At 38.7% G+C, this 2,546-nt stretch carries 4 protein-coding genes; 2 read left to right on the top strand and 2 right to left on the bottom strand.

What is annotated here, in order from left to right; translation table 11 throughout:
• The first annotated feature begins 53 nt into the window (after window positions 1–53).
• Both RH85_RS11720 and RH85_RS11715 read left to right on the top strand, forming a co-directional pair.
• Window positions 54–302, top strand: a complete 249-nt coding sequence (locus RH85_RS11720) for a hypothetical protein (protein WP_138956473.1) — start codon at window positions 54–56, stop codon at window positions 300–302.
• 239 nt (window positions 303–541) lie between these two features.
• Entirely contained in the window at window positions 542–1,177 is a 636-nt protein-coding gene (locus RH85_RS11715; protein WP_006712454.1) for a hypothetical protein, read from the top strand.
• 75 nt (window positions 1,178–1,252) lie between these two features.
• Here the strand turns inward: RH85_RS11715 and RH85_RS11710 are convergent, their stop codons facing one another.
• Together RH85_RS11710 and RH85_RS22995 are read right to left on the bottom strand one after the other, a co-directional pair.
• Complete coding sequence (locus RH85_RS11710) at window positions 1,253–1,720, bottom strand: hypothetical protein (RefSeq protein WP_006712453.1); 468 nt, start codon at window positions 1,718–1,720, stop codon at window positions 1,253–1,255.
• Window positions 1,721–1,765: 45 nt separating this feature from the next.
• Window positions 1,766–2,546, bottom strand: a 781-nt coding sequence (locus tag RH85_RS22995; protein WP_006712452.1) for a hypothetical protein, incomplete at its 5' end; no start/stop codon positions are given.

Raw genomic sequence — 2,546 nt, 5'->3', positions numbered from 1 at the left:
TATATAGAAAATTCTTACGAATATTTATATCTAAACCCTGGGGTCAATAAGTAATGTCAGTAACTAAGAGTAGAATAAAAATAGTCGTTGGAATGTTGTTGGTTTGCCTGATTACTTTGCTTTTTTTCTTTAAGAGCAGTGAAAACAAGAAAAATTTAGTATCAGAATTACAGTCTGGTTACTATGTTTTCGATTCAGTAGAGCAGATTCTGAGTTCACCAGATGAAGTCGTTGACAGATTATCTATTGATTCTGAGGAACGCTGGTTAAGCCAAACTTATTTTTATTTAGATGTAAAATAAAATACGTTGAAGTCGCATTTCTTTGGTGAAGGAAAAACATATAGCTTGGTTCGACAGAGTAATCACTACGACATTTTGAGTGGTGGTTCATTCTATCGTTCTAAAATAACGTCAATTAAAAATGGATTATTACAGTTGGATAATACCTATATGCGAACAGGAGCGTACTATCGAGAGCCTTATCGAGCTTTGTGGCGTAAAGTTGATGATGGGGATGAGGATTTGGCGCAATTGATTAAATGGCAACAAAAAGTAAAAAGGAAAATAATGAATATTATGCAACATTAACTAGTGAGTTAGCCAGTAAATTGCTGAAGATAGAAGAAGCGAGAGGTCCACGGCTGACTTTAACTGAAATTGCGAACAATAATTATGAAACAGAAACAACGCAAAAAGAGTGGAGTACAGCTTCTATCGCTCTCCCATCTGAGACAGATACGGTGTCAGATGTAGATTACTCACAGGGGTTTTATCATTTTCGTATTGAAGACATTGAAAATGTATTTGGTGAATTCGCTGATTTATTGTTACTGACGAAATACAAACCAAATGGTGCAGATTATGAAGATATCAATACAAGAAAACTTGAAATAAGAGTTGCTAATCGAGTTGGAATGGTTATTTTTGAAGTTAAAGCCAATGAAAATGAAATTAATTGGGAAAAGTGGAAAACTAATATTTCCGTTCAAAAAGAACAATTTTTGAAAGTAAATGATAGTTTATATGCCTTTTACAATTATAGGAATTCAGAATACTTATGGATATCGCATAAGTATGATCAACTAAATGGAATGCATATCCTAGCATTAACAGGAACGGACGATATAGATGGATTAGTCAAAACATATCCTTTAATAAGTTCATTAAGTAATTAAAATTATTTATAATTTGGGCTGTGTTTAAGGATAATATTTTCCTCAATGAAGCATTTTAGTTCGATATATGGACTGTTATTGAACGGTCGGGTAGCCAAAGTAACCCATCTCTGCGTCTAAATGCAGTATGTCACCTATGGAGAATTGGCCTAGTTGATCGTCATCAACCGTGTATTTTATATTACCGTGTGAACTACGTAATTGTAGGTAGACAAACTCAGTGGATTTAACCTGAGAAGACCCAATAGCAACCACTTCAAAGTCGATGGTAATGATCTGTTGCGGTGCGTATGAGTTATCAATCCATTTGACCGTGAAGGTTGCGATCAGCAAGCCAATATTGACGGAAATAAGCGTATAGCCGATATCAGCAGCATCAAACACAAAGTAGTAAATGAGGGCTGCCAAACCAAGCCCTAAAGCAATGCTCCAACCCGCCAACATTCCGCCATCGAGAGTGTCGTAAAACGCAATCAAGACCAACTGCACCATACCGGATGCGATGCCAAGGAATGCGAGGCTGACCAAAATTTTTCTAACCATAGTGTTTACTCGTAGTGACGCCATTATCGACGGCTTAATCTTGCGTTAAGTTAGGTGCCGCTTGAATAAGTCGACGATCCAGTCTATGTCTGAACAGGCAGAATACTCGTGCTCTTGACTACCCTTTTGCTGTTCAAACTGATGTAAAGCGTAAAGAATATTGTGCGATGTTGTGGGCTCACTGCGGAGCAAGAAAAAGTAATAAGTAGGGGGCGTTTTTGATGAATTGTCGCCCGGTTGTATCACCAGTTGCAGTGATGATTCTTGCCTCGATGAGCTGGCTTGTGCGGAATACAAATAGACGTTGGAACCTAAATGCAAATAGTCGATAAAAGCAGTCAACACTTGGCTCAGTGGTTGAATTATGTCTTGATAATGAACGTCGAGTTTCTTGGCTAAATGCAACGCCGCCAATTCCGCCACATCGGTTAGATCGGCGCGCGAGTTAATCCAATGAATATCCGTATCACTAAACCAGTTTGTACGCAGGTAATCTGGCTGGGTATCATCTGAAAGCAGGGTAGGGTATTGATTCAATAGTGCCTGTTTTAACGGCTCGTAGGCGATCTCTTTAGCGTGGTTTTGCAGTGTGCTGAGTAGTGCATCGAGCGATAATTTGTTTTGCTCATCTTGTAGCGTCACTTGGCCGACAAACTGGCTTATTTGTTGTAATTCCTCATCTCTAAGGGGTTCAAGCAACCAGTGTTGGCAAGCCTCCATTGCGAATACAGTTGCTTCATAATGCATGGATTCTGCTTTGCTTTCTGGTGATGAGAATTCGGCTTCTTCCAGTTTATTCGAGTTGTAGGCATTTAAGCGAATATGG

It is taken from the genome of Vibrio ichthyoenteri ATCC 700023 (assembly GCF_000222605.1).
GTDB classification, from domain to species: Bacteria; Pseudomonadota; Gammaproteobacteria; order Enterobacterales; family Vibrionaceae; genus Vibrio; species Vibrio ichthyoenteri.
The sequence above is the reverse complement of the archived record's forward strand: the minus strand, read 5'-3'. Positions and strand labels throughout refer to the sequence as shown.

Bases quoted from the DNA above. Each gene is read 5' to 3' on its own strand.
- RH85_RS11720 (WP_138956473.1), top strand. From the start codon at position 54: ATGTCAGTAACTAAGAGTAGAATAAAAATAGTCGTTGGAATGTTGTTG.
- RH85_RS11715 (WP_006712454.1), top strand. From the start codon at position 542: ATGGCAACAAAAAGTAAAAAGGAAAATAATGAATATTATGCAACATTA.
- RH85_RS11710 (WP_006712453.1), bottom strand. From the start codon at position 1,720: ATGGTTAGAAAAATTTTGGTCAGCCTCGCATTCCTTGGCATCGCATCC.